At 56.8% G+C, this 19,384-nt stretch carries 8 protein-coding genes; 5 read left to right on the top strand and 3 right to left on the bottom strand.

Annotation, left to right across the window (positions count from 1 at the left end; all coding sequences use genetic code 11):
* Positions 1-2,810: beta strand repeat-containing protein (locus H151_RS17685; protein ID WP_019960813.1), on the bottom strand; the 2,810-nt coding region annotated here is incomplete at its 3' end.
* A 1,189-nt stretch (positions 2,811-3,999) separates the two neighbouring features.
* Here H151_RS17685 and H151_RS0106360 point away from each other — a divergent pair.
* Positions 4,000-5,451 carry an NAD(P)-dependent oxidoreductase gene (locus tag H151_RS0106360; RefSeq protein ID WP_019960812.1) on the top strand — a complete coding sequence of 484 codons (1,452 nt, stop codon included), beginning with the start codon at positions 4,000-4,002 and terminating at the stop codon, positions 5,449-5,451.
* Entirely contained in the window at positions 5,448-9,962 is a 4,515-nt protein-coding gene (gltB, locus tag H151_RS0106355) for a glutamate synthase large subunit (protein WP_019960811.1), read from the top strand. The genes H151_RS0106360 and gltB overlap by 4 nt, the downstream gene beginning before the upstream one ends.
* 55 nt (positions 9,963-10,017) lie before the next feature.
* Here the strand turns inward: gltB and H151_RS0106350 are convergent, their stop codons facing one another.
* Both H151_RS0106350 and H151_RS0106345 read right to left on the bottom strand, forming a co-directional pair.
* The gene (locus H151_RS0106350) at positions 10,018-13,176 is read right to left on the bottom strand and encodes a YadA-like family protein (RefSeq protein ID WP_156823406.1); all 3,159 of its coding nucleotides are present in this window, start codon (positions 13,174-13,176) and stop codon (positions 10,018-10,020) included.
* A 107-nt stretch (positions 13,177-13,283) separates the two neighbouring features.
* Positions 13,284-14,240, bottom strand: a complete 957-nt coding sequence (locus H151_RS0106345; RefSeq protein WP_019960809.1) for a LysR family transcriptional regulator — start codon at positions 14,238-14,240, stop codon at positions 13,284-13,286.
* Positions 14,241-14,329: 89 nt separating this feature from the next.
* Between H151_RS0106345 and H151_RS0106340 the strand changes: the two genes are divergently transcribed.
* The 3 genes from H151_RS0106340 (at position 14,330) to H151_RS0106330 (ending at position 19,336) form a co-directional block, all read left to right on the top strand.
* Positions 14,330-14,743 (top strand): EthD domain-containing protein, encoded by a 414-nt coding sequence (locus H151_RS0106340; RefSeq protein ID WP_019960808.1) that lies wholly within the window; start codon positions 14,330-14,332, stop codon positions 14,741-14,743.
* 153 nt (positions 14,744-14,896) lie between these two features.
* Positions 14,897-16,117, top strand: a complete 1,221-nt coding sequence (locus tag H151_RS0106335; RefSeq protein ID WP_019960807.1) for an efflux RND transporter periplasmic adaptor subunit — start codon at positions 14,897-14,899, stop codon at positions 16,115-16,117.
* A 45-nt stretch (positions 16,118-16,162) separates the two neighbouring features.
* A complete protein-coding gene (locus H151_RS0106330) occupies positions 16,163-19,336 on the top strand; it encodes an efflux RND transporter permease subunit (RefSeq protein WP_019960806.1) in 3,174 nt (1,057 codons plus the stop codon).
* Positions 19,337-19,384 lie beyond the last annotated feature (48 nt).

The raw sequence follows: 19,384 nt of genomic DNA, 5'->3' as shown, positions 1-19,384 counted from the left end.
TTAGTGACATCAAAGCCGCTCACCGCTTCAGAGAAGGTGATCGTGACATCAAAGGTGCCACTAACCGGATCCGCCGCCGAGGAGCTGATCGCCACCGTCGGGGCCGTGGTATCCTGGCTCACCGTATAGGTGTGCTCATTGGCACCGCTAGGCGTATAAGACGTCAGATCATTACCGGCGAGATCATAGGGTTCTTGGCACACCTCAAAGCCTATACGAACAGTCCCTTCAAAGCTGGCCAGATTGCCACCAGAAAGGGTCACATCATAAACGCCCGTCGACACACGATTGACCGCAAAGCTCGCGCCCGTCAGACCCGACGCCGTATAGCCAAAAGTATTGGCGGTTAGACCGGATTGACCAAATGTTTTCACATCTTCTGAGAAGGTCAAACGCCAGGTCAGCGTATCCGCCGGGGTTGTTGCGGTATTGGGGGTATGACGCACCAGAGACTGGAAAACCGCTTGGGTATTATCCAGCGTAAAGGTCTCCACACTGCCAGACGGGGTGGTGTTGACCAATGCATTACCGGCCACATCCGTAATCGCGTGACCCGAAGCAAGGCTCACACCGACAACGCCATTAAAGCTTGCCAGATCACCACCAGACACCGTCACATTGTAAACATTGCCCGAAGGATTGGTGACGCCGCTGACCGTGCCGCTGGTGCCTGACACGGTAAAGTCACTGGCACTGATCGTGCCCATCGCCTCATTAAAGGTCACCGCAAAGCGAACCTCGTTATAATTGGTCAGCTCAACCGTAGGGTTGGAGCGCACAATGGAGGTGAGAGTTGGTGCCGTGCTGTCGGCAACATAGGTCCGTGTAATCCCAGTTGGCGCAGCCGTGTTGTCATTCCCCGCAGCATCACTAAACGTAGCGGCATCTAAGTTCACAGTGACAGGACTGCCCCCTGACGGGGTGACGCTTAGCGTGTATACGGTGGGGCTGACATTAGCGAGCGTAACGCTGCCATTAGAGACTGTAAAATCATCCGCTATCAGATTTGCAGTTGCTTCACTGAGCGTCACCGTGACGTCGAATGGACCGTAAACTGTCGCGCCCGCACTTGAGGACAGAGCTACTGTTGGGGCAGTCGTATCCACGCTAAAGCTGTTAATCGCCAAAGCTGTTGAGGCATTGCCCGCCGCATCCGTAACGGTCACGGTACAATCTGCATATGTCCCATCGCTGAGTGCGGAAGAGTTATCAGTTTGTGTGAGTGTGATTGTCTGGTTGCCGGTCGAAGAGATCGTCGTCGATGTTGAGGTGCCACACGAGCCCCCTACAGAAAGCGTACCCGTGTCATTTGTTGAGAAGGTATAATTAGGAGTATTGTCATTGCTTTGGGTTGGGACCGCCGTCACTTGCGAAAGGGTAGGCGCGGTTGTGTCCACTAAGACTGCCGTTAATGCACCGACACTATTCAAGGTTAAAGTGGCATCTTTATTATTCCCGCCGCGCAAGGTGCCGCCATTCGCCGACAATGAAGTCACCGCGATACCGTCGCTATCGGTATCTCCGGCCTGAACGGTATAGGTAAAGGTCAGCGCCGAACTGCCAGACCCACTCACATAATCCGCCGTGACATTGGCTGAGCCGATGGTCAAATTAAGCTGGGGCGTACCGGTGACGGTGATGGTCCCGGAGAAATTCACAGTGAAGGTTAAATCCTGGCCTTGGATATAGGTCCCATTCGCAGGCACGCCAACCGAGGACACCGTCTCTCTCGTCCCATCAACTAAGACCCCTGGAAGTAAGTTAACGCCGGTATTGGTGATGGAGAAATTGGCATCATTCCCCACTGGGTCGCGCATGGTGGCATCCCCTGTAGCGGCGGTTACCACAAAAATACCATCACTGTCCTCTTCACCGGCCTCAACCGTATAACGGAACAGCAAAGCATTGGTCCCAGAGCCGGATTGATAATAGGCGGTACGCACATTCGAACCAATGTACACAGCAATTTTAGGCGTACCCCCACTGGTATCGACCGTGATATTTTCGCTAAAATTGACCGTGAAATCAAGGTTTTGGCCGGTACCATAAGTCCCATTTGAGGGTACATCGAGACTTGTAACCGTCGGCGCGACCGCATCGACTAAAACCGCTGTCGTCGCCCCAACACTGTTGAGCGTAAGATTGGCATCATTCCCGCCCGCGTCGCGTAAAGTGCCGCCATTGGCCGCTAATGTTCCCACGGCGATCCCGTCGGTATCTTCATCGCCCGCTTGAACGGTGTAGCGGAAAGTTAAAGCGCTGGTCCCAGAACCGGACTGATAACTCGCTTGACGCGTCGTTGAACCAATGGTGAGAGCAATTTGGGGCGTACCCCCTGCCGTATTGACCGTGATGTTTTCGCTGAAATTGACCGTGAAATCCAAATTTTGCCCGGAACTATAGGTCGCATTCGATGGCACGCCAACTGAAGTCACCGTCGGGGCGGTGTTATCCAGCGTGTAGGTCTCAACCGTACCGGTTGGCGTGGTATTGGTGAGAGCGTTACTGGCCGCATCCTGAATGTCTTGACCAGAGGCGAGCGCTAAAGACACCGTGCCCTCATAACTCGCCAGATTACTGCCTGTCGCCGTAACGGTATAGCTGGCCCCTGAGCCGCTCACCGCCAGGCTGACCCCCGTCGGCCCGCTTACCGTGAAGTCAGACCCATCCGTGCTGACATTGGTCACACTTTCACTGAAGGTCACGGCCCATGACAGGCTATCACTATTCGTCGTCTGGGCTGTAGGCGATGAGCGGACAATTGAAGTGACCGTTGGCGGGGTGGTGTCTGCAATCAAATAATATGTCATGTGGTAGATAATCATTTTATCGACATTTGACACACCACTGCATTCAATACGGTTATATTGCCCCCCGACCGTATCACCGAACCGCCCCCAAGACCCCACATAACTATCATTGCGAGTATCTATAGTTTGACCTGAAAGTGTATACACACACTGTACTTCGGACGTATTGAGGTTTCCATAGCTTGAACTTTGTGAGGCCGCTAAACCATATAACAGCCGCAACCTAACATTCGCCAAATTATACCCGGTAGGGGATGTAATAATCAGGGTGCCAGAGGTAGTTACGTAATCACCAATACTTGACCCACTACCATCATAGTAAACATTCTCAGAGTTGGTCTCCGTCAAAACCAATGTTGGGGACGCAGTGACCTGAACACCGTCTTCGGTATAATAAACACCACTTTCAAAGCGGTGAGTATCGCTAGGAGAACTGTCATGAAGGTAGACAAGCGAATCTGCGGCGAAACTGGTCGCGGTGAGGGTTGCGGCCAAGCTCACACCCAAACCCAACTTGGTCCATATCCGATTTAAAACTGCCATTGTGTCCCCATTCGCCCCGCGAGATTAAGTGTCGACCTGATGATGCGGGTTTGACCTGATCAAAGCGTAAATCACTTCATCCGATTGGTACAAACCACGCGCAATTACCCCTGTTGTGCAGCACGTATGGTAAAATGAAAGTAAATAGAGGTGAGAACTCACCTCTCTGATTGTTAAAAACTCAAGACAAACAACTTAAAGTATTGACATTGCATGAATTGACGAAATATAAAGAAGGCTCAACCGCCATCTTTACTTTAGGTTGCGACAATAAAGACATCATCCCCACGCCCACTCTCGACAGACGGGCAGGCGCGCCCAAGTTTTAGGCAAGGCAAAACTCCGCTCTGCACCCGATAACGGCCTTCAGACAGATTAGAGACAGCCCATTTAAACCGGTGAAAGCCTAGTTTTTATATAGATTTAAGAGAAACTCACGAACACATTTGACCCGACACCCGATCCTGTTTACGCCGCCAGGCCCAAAAGACACCGGCCCTAGAATCTGCTTGCCAAGGCGTTTTTTCTCATGCTGCAATGCAAAATGATGCGCATCCATAGTCGCGAAGACGACAGATAATAAGCGCAGCAGGGGAGGGTCTGGCCCATATATTAAGCGTCAGGCCCGCACATAAGGGAGACGGGTATGCTCACATTTACCGAGCAAGACCAGGCCTATCCGCGTAAACGCACCGCCGAGGACCGCGCGAAGGACTTTTTAGAGATTTATGAGCGCTTCACCACACAAGCTGGTGAGATGCAGGCTTCACGCTGTTCGCAATGCGGCATCCCTTTTTGTCAATCTGGTTGCCCGTTGAAGAATAACATACCCGACTGGCTGCTGCTGGCCGCTGAAGGCCGGATGGAGGAAGCTTATCAGGTCTCCACCGCTACCTCGACCCTACCCGAAGTGTGCGGTCGGATCTGCCCCCAGGACCGCCTGTGCGAGGGCGCTTGCGTCATCGAACAATCGGGCCATGGCGCGGTCACAATTGGGTCGGTGGAGACTTTTATTGCCGAAACGGCCTGGGATCAGGGGTGGGTGAAGCCCTTGGACGCCGCCCCAGAAACGGGGCTTTCGGTCGGCATTATCGGCTCTGGCCCGGCAGGCCTTGCCGCGGCCGAGCGCCTGCGCGAACGCGGGCATAAAATCGTCGTTTACGAACGCGAGGACCGCGCTGGCGGGCTTCTCATCTATGGCATTCCCAATTTCAAACTGGATAAGCATGTCGTCACCCGCCGGGTGGAGCGTTTGAAACAGGGCGGGGTTGAGTTCCGCTTGAATTTTGAAGTCGGCAAGGATGCCAATCTGGCTGGGCTACGCGCCAAGCATGATGCGGTGCTGATCGCCACCGGCACCTATAAAGCGCGCCAGCTGACCTGTCCGGGTTCGGGTGGGCAAGGCCTGATTGCGGCGCTGGATTACCTCACCACCTCCAACCGCTTAGGCTTGGGCGATGAGGTTGAAGCCTTCGACACGGGTCATCTCAATGCCGCCGGAAAGCGCGTTGTCGTCATTGGCGGCGGGGATACGGCCATGGATTGCGTGCGCACGGCCCTGCGCCAAGGGGCGAAGGCTGTGACCTGTCTTTACCGCCGCGATCGCGCCAACATGCCGGGCTCCGCGCGTGAAGTCGCCCATGCCGAAGAAGAAGGGGCCGTTTTTGAATGGCTGGCCGCACCGGCCGCGATTTTGGGCGATGCCCAGCACGCCACGGGCGTGCGTGCCCAGCGCATGCGTTTGGGCCTACCCGATCCGCAAGGGCGCCGACGCCCTGAAGCCATCGACGGTCAAACCTTTGATGTTCAGGCCGATATGGTCATCGCCGCTTTAGGCTTTGAGGCCGAGGATCTGGTGGATCAGTTCCAGGCCCCCACCCTGCCCGTCTCCAAATGGGGCACGCTGAAGGCGGATCCTTTCACCGGCGCAACCGCCATGGACGGCGTCTTTGGTGCCGGTGACATTGTGCGCGGCGCATCCTTGGTGGTGTGGGCCATTCGCGATGGCCAAGAAGCCGCCAAAGCCATTCACAATTATCTGATTGATCAATCTCATAAAGCCCAGCAATCGACCCAATTAGAAGGGGTAGAGGCATGACCCATTGGACCCCTGAAACCTATCTGGCCCAACGCCAACGCCTGATCGAGGCCCACGCCTATAAACCTGAAGAAGAGCATGCATCCTGCGGCGTTGGATTGATCTGCGCCATTGATGGTCAGCCCCGGCGCGAAATTGTCGAGCTGGCGCTGAAATCCCTGAAAGCCGTCTGGCACCGCGGTGCGGTAGATGCCGATGGCAAGACCGGCGATGGGGCCGGGGTGCGCGTTGATATCGCGCAAGATTTCTTCAAAGATCAAATTATCAAAAACGGCCATACGCCAGGCAAAAGCCCGATTGGTGTGGGCATGGTCTTCCTGCCGCGCACGGATTTTGCGGCGCAGGATAAGGGCCGCACCCTGGTGGAGACTGAAATTCTGGCCGCAGGCTTCCGCCTGATGGGCTGGCGCCAAGTGCCCGTCAACCCCGCCTGTCTGGGCCAGAAGGCCGCCGCGACCCGGCCCGCCATTGAACAAATCCTGTTCCAGGATCCCAAAAACCGCACCAGCGAAGAGGTCTCACGCACGCTCTATCTGGTGCGCCGCCGGATCGAAAGCCAGGCCCGCCGCCAGACTTTGTCGGGCTTTTACCTCTCCTCGCTTTCCGCCCAGGACGTGATCTATAAAGGCATGTTCCTGGCCGAAGATATTGACGTCTTTTATCCCGATCTGACCGATCCGCGCTTCGTGTCGCGCTTTGCGATCTATCACCAGCGCTATTCCACGAACACCTTCCCCGAATGGAAGCTGGCCCAGCCCTTTCGCATGCTGGCCCATAATGGCGAGATCAACACCCTTAAAGGCAATGTCAACTGGATGAAAAGCCATGAGATCCGCATGGCATCCGAGGCCTTTCGCGGGGCTGAGCAAGAAGTCTGCCCCGTCATCCAGCCGGGATCGTCAGACTCCGCCGCGCTCGATCAGGTCTTTGAAATTCTGGTTCATGCCGGGCGCTCAGCGCCCATGGCCAAAACCCTCCTCATCCCCGAGGCTTGGTCGAAACGCACCAAGGCCATGCCCGCCAAATGGCGCGCGCTCTATGAATATTGCAACTCAGTGATGGAACCCTGGGACGGCCCGGCAGCCATTGCCGCCTATGATGGGCGTTGGGCGATTGCGGGTCTGGATCGTTCGGGCCTACGCCCCTTGCGCTTCGCCCTTACCCAAGATGGCTTGTTGGCGGTGGGATCTGAGACCGGGATGACGCCGCTGGATGAAGCGCGGGTGCGCGAGCGCGGCGCGCTGATGCCTGGACGTATGCTGGCGATTGATCTGGATGAGGGCCGGTTCTACGCCCCCCATGAGATTTTGGATAAGCTGGCCGATGAGCACCCATACCAAAGCTGGCTAAAAAATGTCCGCGATATTGAGGCCGAGATCGGCAAAGGTCCAGAAGATGCGTTGTGGGAGCGCGAAGCCCTGGAGCGCCGTCAGGCCGCCGCTGGATTATCGCTGGAAGATTTGGAGCTGATCCTGGCCCCGATGGCCGAAACCGGTAAAGAAGCCATCGGCTCCATGGGCGATGATAGCCCACTGGCTGTTCTTTCGACGCGCCACCGCCCGCTTTATCATTATTTCCGCCAGAATTTCTCGCAAGTCACCAATCCCCCGATTGATCCCTTGCGTGAAGGCCGGGTGATGAGCCTGAAAACCCGGTTCAAAAATCTGGGTAATATTCTGGCGCAAGACGAAACCCAGACCGATGTCTATGTGCTTGATAGTCCGGTTTTAACTAATGGCATGGTCGATCGGCTGAAAGCTTTTCTGGGCGATAATATTGCCGAATTGGATGCCACTTTTCCCGCCGAAGCCATTGAAGGCGATGGCGAGGCCTTGAAAGACGGGCTAGAGCGGATCAAACGTGAAGCCGCCAGTGCCATTCGCGATGGGGCCTCGCATCTGTTGATCAGCGATATGGCCCAGGGGCCAGAGCACTGTGCGCTACCCATGGCGCTGGTCGTGGGCGCGGTTCACACGCACCTCACCCAGGAAGGCCTTCGCACCTATTGCTCCCTCAATGTACGCGCAGGCGATGTCCATGATGCCCATGCGCTGGCGGTTCTGGTGGGACTAGGGGCCACCACGGTCAATCCCTATCTGGCCTTTGAAACCGGATGCGGGCGCGAGAGTGCCAGCGGGCTTAGCCGCGAGCAGAAATCGCTCAATATCAAACGGGCCTTAGAAGCGGGCCTTTTAAAAATCATGTCTAAAATGGGCATTTCCGTCGTCTCCTCCTATCGCGGCGGGTGTAATTTCGAAGTGTTGGGCCTGTCGCGCGCCTTGGCGGCGACCTATTTGGGCGGCGTGACCAGTCGCATTTCAGGTATTGGACTGGCCGGGATTGAAATCAAGCTGGCCGAGCTACATCACTGGGCCTGGCAAGGTCATGATAGCGGAGCGCCTGTGCGCCTTCCCATCGGGGGGTTTTATCGCCAGCGCGCCAGCGGCGAGCGCCATGCCTTTGAAGCCGAAGGCATCACCCATCTGCAGCGCGCGGTGCGTGAAGACCGCTATGACGCCTTCCGTCACTATGTCGACGTGCAGGAAAGCCGCGAGCCCATTCAGCTGCGTGATTTGCTAGCGGCCCGCCCGCTGGGCCCGGCGCTGGATATTGCCCATTGTGAAAGCGTCAATGATATCCGCCAGCGCTTTGTCACGCCCGGCATGTCGCTGGGCGCGCTCTCGCCTGAGGCCCATGGCGCGCTCAACGTCGCCATGAACCGCATCGGGGCGAAATCGGTCTCGGGCGAAGGCGGAGAAGACCCCAGCCGGTATAACCCCCAACCCAATGGCGATAATATGAATTCGGCCATCAAGCAGGTGGCCTCGGGCCGCTTTGGTGTGACGGCAGAATATCTCAACCAATGCCGTGAGATCGAGATCAAGGTCGCACAAGGGGCAAAACCCGGTGAAGGCGGGCAATTGCCCGGCTTTAAAGTCACCGAATTTATCGCGCGTATGCGTCTGGCGACGCCGGGCCGGACCCTGATCTCGCCTCCGCCGCACCATGATATTTACTCGATCGAAGATCTGGCGCAGCTCATTTATGACTTGAAACAGATCAATCCCGATGCACGCGTCTGTGTAAAGCTGGTCGCTTCGGCCGGTGTCGGCGCGGTCGCCGCAGGCGTTGCCAAGGCCGATGCCGATGTCATTTTGATCTCCGGCAATGTCGGGGGCACGGGGGCAAGCGCGCAGACCTCTTTGAAGTTTGCGGGCTCACCGCTGGAATTGGGCCTCTCCGAAGTCCATCAGGTATTGAGCCTGAATGGTTTGCGCGAACGCATCACCTTGCGCGCCGATGGCGGCATCCGCACGGGCCGCGATGTGATTATGGCCGCCATGCTGGGCGCAGAAGAGTTCGGTATCGGCACCACTTCGCTGATCGCTTTGGGCTGTTTGATGGTGCGCCAATGTCATTCCAACACCTGCCCCGTGGGCGTATGTACACAAGACGAAGCGCTGCGCGAGAAATTCCGCGGCCTCGCCGATCACGTCGTCAATCTGATGACGTTTATTGCCCGTGATACGCGTGAGCATCTGGCCCGCCTGGGCGCTAAAAGCCTGGAAGACATCATTGGGCGTTCTGATCTGTTGGATCAGGTCTCTCGCGGGGCCGATCATTTGGATGATTTGGACCTCAATGCCCTTCTGGTCCGGGTGGATCCGCATGCGCGCCCACCGCGCTCCACCCGGGTCCAGCGCAACCCCGTCGCGCCATCACTGGATGAGCTGATCTTACAGCATGCCGCGCCGGTCTTCTCACGCGGTGAAAAGATGGAGCTGGTATTTGATATTCAAAACACCGAGCGTACCGTGGGCACCCGCGTTTCCTCCGCCATTGTGCGCAAATATGGCCCACAGGGTCTGCCCGATGGGCAATTGACCCTGCGCCTGAAAGGCTCCGCCGGGCAATCGCTGGGCGCCTTTGCCGCCAAGGGCCTGCGCCTGGATCTGGAAGGCGATGCCAATGATTATGTGGGTAAGGGCCTCTCCGGGGCGGTGATCACCATTCGGCCCTTTGGCGGCTCACACCAAGATGGACCGGGCGATGTGATCATCGGTAATACCGTGCTTTATGGGGCGACCTCGGGCCAGCTATTTGCCGCGGGCGGTGCTGGTCAACGCTTTGCGGTCAGAAACTCCGGCGCGGATGTCGTGGTCGAGGGCTGCGGTGCCAATGGCTGTGAATATATGACCGGCGGCACCGCCGTGATTCTGGGTAAGGTCGGGGATAATTTCGCCGCCGGGATGACCGGGGGTGAGGCCTTTGTGCTCGATGATGATGAGCGCCTGGATATCCGGCTCAACCGTGAAAGCGTGACCTTGCTGGCCCTCTCCGGTGAGGCCGAAGCGCGCTGCAAAGCCTTGATCGAAGCCCATGTCGCGGCCACCGGATCGCGCCATGGCCAGGCCATTTTAAGCGATTGGGCGCGTTATCACACTCTAATCCGTCATATTGTTCCGATGACGGATAGTCCTAGCGCCAAGGATATTCCCAAGCGCGCCTAGGGCGAAGCGGGGGAGGCTGGGCCTTCCCCGTTTTCCTACCCATCTAAGCCTTCCTCTACCAACCCATGCGCACACCGGCGCGCGCGCCAACCTTGCCGGTGCGATTGGCCACGCCCATACCCATATTGGCCGAGATCCGATCGGCAATGCGCGCCGTTCCTGTGACCGCAAAGGCGCTGGTCCCGTCATAATAGCCCCAATTGGCGGTCAGGGCGTAAGTTTCATTCATCTGCAACCAGCTTGATCCCGCCATGGCATTGGCGATAGCGATACCTTCCATGTTTTCGTCAATCTGCTTACGGTCATAATAGGATTGAAGGGCCAGCTGCTCGACACTGGTGCTGAGGCTGGTGAAATTTTCTTCTAGTCCCGCAATCGCTTCAGAATGGGTCGTTAATTGAGCTTCGGCCGCGCTCATCCGGCGTTGGGTGGAGGCGATTGCGCTTGTATTCGTGGCAATGGATTGGGCGTGGCTGGCCAGCGTCACTTCATTGGCCGCAATGCGGGTCTTATGATCCTGTGTCGCCTCCTCCACCGCGATGAAGCGGTGGCCCTCACCCGCGACACCCGCTTTTAGGAGCTGAATATCGGCCGTATTGATATTGATCTCACTCAGATGGGCCATAATCGTTGAACGATTATCACTGATCTGCTGCGTATTCAGGGTAATATCATCCGTATTTTGCGCGATCTGACCGACGCTGGCGGTCATGGTTGAGATGGCTTGGGTGTTGGCCGCGATGGCCTGGCTGTGTTGGGCGCTGGTCGTTTCCAAGCTTGTCACGCGCGTTTGCGTATCGCCCATCTGGGTCTGCAAACTCGCGATATGATCGCTATTTTGCACTATACGCTGGTCATGGTCGGATAGATTCTGCGAATGCCCCGAAATATCTTGCAAGGCCTGATCAATTCGCCCGACATCGCTTTGCAGCTGACCGATGACCTGGGTGTGGTTCGCCACCGTATCACGGGTCTGACCCGCCAGAGCCTCCAGATCAATTAAGCGCTGCCCATCTCCGCTGACCCCGGATTTTAGCAAGGCTATATCAGCCGTGTTGGCATCAATCAGGCGCGTATGATCACTATCGCGGGTTTGCAGGGCTGAAATCAGGCTGACATTCTGTGCGATTGAACCCTCATGACGTGCGGATGCCGCCTCCACATCCATAAAGCGTTGACCATCACCGCTGGTCCCCGCCTTCAGAAGATCAATCTCAGCACGATTGGTGGAAATATTCCCTTCATTGGCGGAAATCCGGCTCGCATAATCAGAGATCTGATCAGAATTTTGCGTCAGATCCGTGCGTAATTGCGTGATATCCAAACGCGCCTGATTAAGACCTAATGTTGCGTCATTCAGGTCATCTGCATTTTGGTGGATGCGTTGATCCTGCTGATCAATCAAATTGTAGTTGGCTGTGATGCGCTGATCATGATCAAAAATACTATCCGCTTGACCACGAATATCCTGGCTGTTTTGCGTGATTAAACCCAGATTGTTGGCGATATCGCCAGTATTATCGCTAATCTGTTGGGTCTGCGTGGCATTCGTGTCGTGGTTATAGGTAATCGCGGCCAATGTCGCGCCATTATCATAGGCAAGATTACCCTGGGCATCCGTAGTCACCAGGCCCGTCACCGGGCCTTGATGGTGCGCACTTTCGATAGAGGTAAGCCCCGGCAGCGTTACCATATTACTGTTGGTGCCGAGAACGATCTGGTAATCGCGCGATGTGATGGCCCCGGTTCCGATGGCGACCGAAAAGCGGTGATTGGCGTTTGAGCTGCGCCCCAGCGCCAGCGCCTCACGCGCATCGGCTTTGGCAAAAGCCCCAATCGCGGTGGAGCCTTCCTGATTGGCTTCGGCATAATATCCGTAAACGGAGGCTAAGTTGAAACTGGCACTGGCCCCATTTCCCACCGCCGTTGTTCTGGGCCCGCTGGCCATGCCGCCCAGGGAGACGGCATAATCGGCACTGGCTTGGGCATCCTGGCCAATGGCAATGGCCTGAATGCCGCTGGCCTGACTGGCCCCGCCCAAGGCCAAAGATTGCGGATCAGAGGCCACACTGCTCTGGCCCAAGGCGATGGCATATTGACCGGTAGCCTGAGCACCTTGCCCCAGGGCGAGCGCGCGATCACCGTGGGCTTTCGCCTGATACCCCAGGGCCACAGCCCCGCCATCCCTCGCCAGGCTTGACCCCCCAAGCGCCAACGCATTGGGGCCTTCAGCATGCGCATCTTTCATCAGGGCCAAGGATTGAAGTCCGTCCGCATAGGCCGATTGCCCGATGGCAATGCTATCGGCATCGCCCGCATTGGCCTTCGCGCCCAGCGCGAGGGCATAATCGCCGCTGGCAACTGAGCCATACCCGACACTGATACTGGAATGATTGCTCGCCAAAGCATCAACGCCCAAGGCCATGCTGGCCTCGCCCTGGCTTTTCGCGCCGACACCCATCGCGATGGAATGATCGGCGTCTGCACGCGATTGCGCGCCCAGGGCCATGGAATGACTGCCGCTGGTATAGGCTCCAGACCCGATGGAGACTTGATTAAACCCGACATGCCCGCTGGCTTGCGATCCAATCACAACACTATTATGCGCGTTATCCAGAACCGCATTATTGCCTAAGGCTACCGATTGGCGACTGTAGGTTGAACTGACATCCACACCAATCGCCACCGTATTCTCACTGTGGGAGACCCGCGCATTATAGCCCAGCGTGGTCGCATTCTCACTGGCCGCATAGGCATGAACCCCGCATTGGGTGGCAAAATCAAATTCATTAAGATGACAGCCCGAATGCCCGCCGGGATTGGCCCCGCTCGGCCCAAACGGATTGGCCTGTGGACGTATCGAAGACGCCTTAAAACTCATGGGCTCCGACGAAGCACTTGTCACCAGAACGCTTTGCGCGGCTTGGCGCATGCGGCTCGACGCCGGGCTGGATGGCGCATCATCCGTGCTGGTTTCCACCACCAATGCGCTTGCCATCAAGAAGAGCAGCTGAGACAGCTCAGCGCGTTCTTCGGCGCTACAATCACCCGCCGATTGCGCCTGACCGCGCAGGCCCGCCAAGCATGAGGATGACGACAGACGCGTCAACATATCCTGCGAAGAAGGGGAATTTTGCGCTGCGCTGGCAGCGGGTAGACAAAGGCTCATGGTCAGCCCGGCCATAACGCCCAGCGTATATATCTGCGTCTTCACCCTGCACCCCGCACCCGACACCTATGGTCAAAGAAGGATGAAGACAAAAGGCAAATAAATGGTTCATACCACTATTTCAGAGGTTTGAAAAATATCGAAGTTTTAGCCTACGCCTCATGCGGGCATTTATGATGTGGCAACAGGGAAAGCGATTTATCCAGCGAATAGCAATTGTGCGCGGCGAATTGCTCTACGAATTCCATGAAAACTTTGACCCGCAAGGGCATGTGCTCACGCGAGGCATAGCACATATAAAAATTCGACAAGATCGGGGTAAATTGCGTCATGACGGGCAATAAACGCCCATCGCGCAGGAAATCATGGGCCGTAAACGTATCCATCTGGACAAGACCCAACCCTTGAGCGGCCATCTCAATCAGGGTCTCCCCATCATTGGAAACGATCGAACCCAAAGGATCAACGCGCTGCACCTCGCCTTCAATGGCAAAGGTCCATAACTCTAACGCACCGCTGGCACTGCGCAGGCGCAAGCATTCATGATCGCGCAAATCCTGCGGGTGATGCGGCGTGCCTCGCGCATCCAGATACTGCGGCGCGCCCAGGGTCAGAACCGGCAATTCGGTCAATGTGCGCGCGATCATCGCGGGCTCATCAATATGGCCGGCGCGAAAGGCCAGATCGACCGGCACATCGCCAATATCGCGTGTCGTGTCAGAGACATCCAGGTCGATTTCGATCTGCGGATACAGCTTTAAAAACTTGGCAATCAAAGGCGCCAACCAGCGCCGCCCATAGAGTTTGGGCGCGGATAAGCGCAACACGCCCGAGGCCACGCCGCGACTTTCATCGAAGGAAGCATCGATCTCGTCAAGCTCCTGCAACGGTCCGCGCGCGCGTTGATACAACAGCACGCCCTCAGGCGTTAAACTCATCTGACGGGTTGTGCGGACAAACAGTTTGACCCCATATCCGTCTTCCAGGCGTTTGATATTTTGCCCAACGGCGGCGGGCGAAATCCCCAGCGCGCGACCCGCTGCGGCAAAACTGCCCAGTTTTGCCGCTGTGATGAAGGAGGCCAGGGCCGTAGAGGCATGACGGTACATTCTAAACTACGCCTTTAGGGCAGCTGTGGACTTGAAAAGTTAGATCGAGATGTCAAATCGCGATATAAGATGCAAAACAGGAGAAAGCTATGGTCAAGCTGACCCATCAGGTGAAGCTGGCGTATTTCGTGCGCCGTCGTCCGGATTTGACCCCGGATGAGTTTCGCCAGCGTTGGCGCGAGACCCATTCCGGTCTGGTTGAGACCTTGTGCAAGACCCTGAATGCGCGCCGCTATGTGGCCAGTTTTCCCTTGAACACCAATCATTCTGTGTGCCTGAAGGATTCCCGTGGACTGTATGGCAATTGTATTGATGCCTTTTTAGAGATCTGGTGGGATGATATCGAAACCTATGATCGCTCTTTCGGCTCAGCCCAAGGCCTTGAAGCCTTGGAGAAAATTATTGACGCAGAGCGTCGCTTTATTGATTTTTCCAAATCCTCAGCCAGCCTGACCCATGAAGAAGTGCTCTTCGATATCGATGAAAATATCCGCTGCTGCTAGCATTCAAAACTTCAGCTTTTGAATGAACCAAGGTTTGCCAGTCTAATAAATCTATAAGCGCTTACCCAGATCTACACTCATCTGACGACCGATCGCGTGATCTGGCCTATGGGGGGCCAGGCGGCGATGCGGTATAGAAAAAAGACTGTAGACATGTTCGATCACGAGACCTCCCCGCGCCCGGCTTGGCTGAGCCCGCGCACGCTCATCATCGGTGCCAGCGTTTCTGTTGTGGTGCTTAGCCTGGCGATCGCCACCTTGCCCATGGGTAAGGCCACCGCGGAAGAAACCCCGCCGGCACGCCCTGCGCCCAGCGTTGAAATTTCAATGCCCACCACGCGCACCATCACCGAATGGGATGTGTTTACCGGGCGCTTCGTCGCCGCTGAACAAGTCGAGATCCGCGCACGCGTCTCTGGCTATCTCAATCAGGTTCACTTCCAGGATGGTCAGCGCGTTGAGGCGGGCGATCTGCTCTTCACCATTGATCCGCGCCCCTTTGAAGCCGCCCTTGCCGGGGCCCAGGCCGATCTGGTCGCGGCTAATGCCGCCCTTGACAATGCACGCGCCGAAGCCGAGCGCGGTAATCGCCTGTTAGAGCGCGGGGCCTTGGCCCAAGAAGCCGCCGATCAACGCACCCGCACCTTACGCGAAGCCGAAGCGGCCTATGCCAGTGCCCGCGCCCGTAAAGATCAGGCCGAGCTGAATCTGGAATTCACCGAGGTGCGCTCGCCCATCACCGGGATTGTCAGCGATGACTTCGTCAATGAAGGCAATCTGATCGTGGGCGGTGCCCAGGGCGGTACTTTATTGACCCGTGTGGTGCAGCAAAGCCCGATTGAGTTTGAATTTACCGCCAGTGAAGCCGACTTCATTCGCTATCGCCGTCTTTCCCATTCCGGCACCGATATTGCGGTTTCCGGCGGTGAACAACCGGTATCCCTGAAGCTGATGGATGAGACTGAATTTGTCCATGATGGACAATTGCAGTTTGTCGATAACCGTCTGGATCCTTCCACCGGGACGATGCGCGCGCGCGCCGTCTTCACCAATGAGGATGCGATCTTTGCCCCCGGCATGTTCGGGCGTTTACGCTTGGCTGCATCAGGTGAATATCAGGCAATATTGATCCCTGATGCCGTTGTGCAAACCGATCAGGCCAGCAAATTCGTCTGGGTCGCCAATAGAGAGAATATCGCTGAACCTCGCCGCGTTGAGCTGGGCCCCATTGTCGATGGCCTGCGTGTCGTGCGCAGCGGGCTTCAGGCTCGCGATCGGGTGATTTCCAGCGGCACACAATTCGTCATGGCAGGCGTCGCCGTCGCGCCAAAATCGCCCAGTGCGGCCTCATCTGCGCAAGCGAGCTTGGACTAAGTCCCCCTCGCGCGCCTTACGGATTAAATACGAAAGTTCTCTTCGATGAGATTTGCTCAATTCTTTATTCACCGCCCGATCTTTGCGGCGGTGATCTGGACCATTGTGACCCTGATCGGGTTCATTGCGTTCAAATCGCTCCCCCTGGCGCAATATCCCAATATTGCCCCGCCCACGATTGAAGTCCGCGCCATTTATCCCGGCGCGTCTGCCGAAACCGTTGCTGAAACTGTCGCCGCGACCATTGAAGAAGAAATCAATGGGGTCGAGAATATGCTCTATATTGCCTCGCAATCGACCTCTGCGGGCACGGCGACCATCACTGTAACCTTTAAACCGGGCACCGATCTCGATACCGCACAAGTTTTGGTGCAAAACCGGGTGTCTCTGGCCGAACCCAGACTGCCCGAAGCGGTTCGCCGCCTGGGCATATCCACCGCCCAGGCCAATCCCGACGCTCTGTTGGTGGTGCACCTCTATTCGCCCGATAACAGCCGCGATCAGCTTTATCTCTCCAACTATGCGCGCTTGCAAATGCGTGATGAATTACAACGCATCAATGGTGTGGGCCAGGTGCAGATGTTTGGTCTGCGCGAATATTCCATGCGGATCTGGATCGACCCTGACCGCGCCGCAGGCTTTGGCCTGACCGCGGGCGATATTGTGCGCGCTTTGCGCGCGCAAAACGTTGAAGTGGCCGGCGGTGTGCTCGATCAGCTGCCCAATCCGGGCCGCCAGGGCGCGTTTGAGATCAGCGTTCAAACTCAAGGCCGCCTGAGTGAACCTGAAGAGTTTGAACGGGTCATCATTCATACTACACCCGATGGCCGTCAAGTTCGGGTCCGCGATATTGCCCGCATTGAACTGGGCGCGCGCGAATACGCCACATCGGCTCAGCTTGATACCTCACCCGCTTTGGCCCTGCTTTTCAACCAGCAGCCAGGCTCTAACGCACTCGATACGGCAGAGACCATTCTGTCCACGGTCGAGCGGATGTCGCAAAGCTTCCCCGAAGGCGTCGCCTATGATGTCATCTGGAACCCAACCGAATTCGTCGCCGAATCCATCCATGAGGTGGAGAAGACGATTTTTGAGGCCATCATCCTGGTCTCCCTCGTCGTGTTCATCTTCCTACAAAGTGTGCGCGCCGCGATCATTCCGATTATCGCCATTCCAATCTCGCTAGTCGGGACGTTCGCGGTGATGCAGGTCTTTGGCTTCTCGCTCAACATGCTCTCGCTGTTCGGCCTGGTGCTGGCCATCGGGATCGTGGTCGATGACGCCATCGTGGTGGTGGAAAATGTCGAGCGTAAAATCTCCGAAGGCCTCAGCCCCAAAGCGGCTGCGATCGCGACCCTGGATGAAGTGGGCGGTGCCCTCGTCTCCATCGGTCTGGTTTTAACCGCCGTCTTCGTGCCTACCGCATTCTTGGAAGGCATAACGGGGGAGTTCTATCGCCAGTTTGCCGTCACAGTGGCTTCGGCCACGATCATTTCGGTGTGTGTGTCTTTGACCCTGTCGCCAGCCCTGGCCTCACTCTTGTTAAAGCCCCACCGGTCCATTGACCAAATGCCGATTTGGCAGCGCCCGATGGCGATCTTCTTTGCCAAATTCAATGCCGCCTTTGATGCCACCAGCCGCGGTTATGTCGGTTTGATGCGTAAATTCACCCGGATGAGCGCAATTGTTCTGGTGGTTTATGGCGGTCTGATTGCCCTGACCTATGTGCAGATGGATCGTGCGCCCAAAGGCTTTATTCCGGCCACGGACCAAAACTATGTTATCGCCGTGGTTCAGCTGCCCGCCGGGGCTTCGCTGTCACGCACAGAAGAGGTGATGAACCGCGTCATCGCCGATGGTCTGGCTCATCCCCATGTCGCCCACGCGGCCGCCTTTGCCGGTCTTAATGGGGCGACCTTCACCACGGCTTCAAACTCAGCGGCGATCTTCTTTCCGATGACGCAGATTAAAGAGCGTTTGAAAGAAGGCTATGATATCAATCGTGTCATCGGTGATCTGCGTGGAACCTTCGCCAGCTATACCGATGCCATGATCCTGGTTGTGCCTCCACCGCCTGTACGCGGGATCGGCAATGCCGGGGGCTTTATGGGCTATGTCCAAGACCGCTCTGGCGCAGGCTATCAAGCCCTGGAAGGTCAGGCCTGGGTAGTGGCCGGCGGTGCCAATGCGGCCCCGGAAGCCAGCTCGGCCTTCACGCTCTTCAATACCGCAACGCCGCAGCTCTTCACCGATATTGACCGTGTACGGGCCGAACAATTGGGTATTTCCGTCGAAGACATTTTCGAAACCTTGGAGATTTATCTGGGCTCGGCCTATGTCAACGACTTCACTGCCTTCGGTCGCCCCTTCCGGGTCACGGCCCAAGCCGATGCGGATTATCGTAACCGCCCAGAGGATATTGCCCGTCTTCGCACCCGCAATGGCGCTGGCGATATGGTGCCCTTGGGTTCGGTCGCGACCTTCAGTGATACGACGGGTCCGAACCGGATTGCCCGCTATAACCTATATCCTGCCGCCAGCGTCCAGGGTGATATCACGCCGGGTTATTCCAGTGGTCAGACCCTTGCTGCGGTAGAACGGGTTACGGAAAATCTGGCCCCTGGCTTCACGTTCGAATGGACCGGATTGTCCTTACAAGAACGTTTGGCGGGCAATACGGCGGCCATCGCTTTCCTTCTGGCCGTAGTGTTCGTCTTCCTCTTGCTCGCGGCGCAATATGAAAGCCTGACCCTGCCGCTTGCGGTTATTCTGATCGTGCCGATGACGCTTTTATCCTCCATCACCGGGGTGCTGGCGCGTGGCTTCGATATGAATATCCTGGTGCAGATTGGTTTTGTGATGCTGATCGGTTTGGCGGCGAAAAACTCCATCCTGATTGTGGAGTTTGCCCGTCAGGCCCACCGCGACGGCCAAAGTGTGACCGAGGCCGCCCTGTCTGCGGCGCGCCTGCGCCTACGGCCCATCATCATGACCTCCGTGGCCTTCATTCTAGGCGTCGTGCCTTTGATGATCGCCAGCGGCGCGGCCTATGAGATGCGCCAATCGCTGGGCACCTCGGTCTTCTTTGGGATGTTAGGCGTGACGATTTTTGGCCTCGCCTTCACCCCAACTTTCTTCGTGGTCACCACCCGGCTGGGTGAGCTTGTCACCGGTAAAAAGCCCACCGCGACAAGTCCCCTGGCTGAGGACCAGGCCTAACCCCCCTTAGGCCTGGGTCCCGCCCTGATCGACCCGGATCAGGGCGGG

Source organism: Woodsholea maritima DSM 17123, assembly GCF_000382325.1.
GTDB lineage: Bacteria > Pseudomonadota > Alphaproteobacteria > Caulobacterales > Maricaulaceae > Woodsholea > Woodsholea maritima.
Note: the sequence above shows the minus strand (reverse complement) of the source record. Positions and strands in the feature narration are given on the sequence as shown.

Bases quoted from the DNA above. Each gene is read 5' to 3' on its own strand.
- H151_RS0106340 (WP_019960808.1), top strand. From the start codon at position 14,330: ATGGTCAAGCTGACCCATCAGGTGAAGCTGGCGTATTTCGTGCGCCGT.
- gltB (WP_019960811.1), top strand. From the start codon at position 5,448: ATGACCCATTGGACCCCTGAAACCTATCTGGCCCAACGCCAACGCCTG.
- H151_RS0106360 (WP_019960812.1), top strand. From the start codon at position 4,000: ATGCTCACATTTACCGAGCAAGACCAGGCCTATCCGCGTAAACGCACC.
- H151_RS0106335 (WP_019960807.1), top strand. From the start codon at position 14,897: ATGTTCGATCACGAGACCTCCCCGCGCCCGGCTTGGCTGAGCCCGCGC.
- H151_RS0106330 (WP_019960806.1), top strand. From the start codon at position 16,163: ATGAGATTTGCTCAATTCTTTATTCACCGCCCGATCTTTGCGGCGGTG.
- H151_RS0106345 (WP_019960809.1), bottom strand. From the start codon at position 14,240: ATGTACCGTCATGCCTCTACGGCCCTGGCCTCCTTCATCACAGCGGCA.